Here is a 260-nt window from a genome sequence, read left to right as displayed (position 1 = left end):
TGGTCGAGCAGATTGAAAAAGGCGAGCTCACCTACAAACAGGCTCAGGCCCGTTATGGCATTCAGGGCAATTCGACCATTCTGGTATGGTTGCGTAAACATGGTCGGCAAGATTGGAGCCAGGGGGCTTCTGTGCGCGCCGACAGGAGTATCACCATGCCTGACCCCGACAACCAGACGCCCGAACAACGTATCAAGGAGCTCGAACAGCAGCTGGCGCTGATGAGCCAGAAGGCCCAGTTCTTTGAGGCCGTCGTCGAT

1 pseudogene is annotated in these 260 nt (G+C 56.5%); it reads left to right on the top strand.

Annotated features, from left to right (window positions below):
* Nucleotides 1-260, top strand: a pseudogene (locus MM194_RS21855) (IS3 family transposase); the annotation flags it as partial.

The sequence above is a fragment of the Aeromonas sp. MR16 genome (assembly GCF_022549315.1).
GTDB lineage: Bacteria > Pseudomonadota > Gammaproteobacteria > Enterobacterales > Aeromonadaceae > Aeromonas > Aeromonas aquatica.
This window is presented reverse-complemented; position numbering and strand designations above follow the sequence as displayed.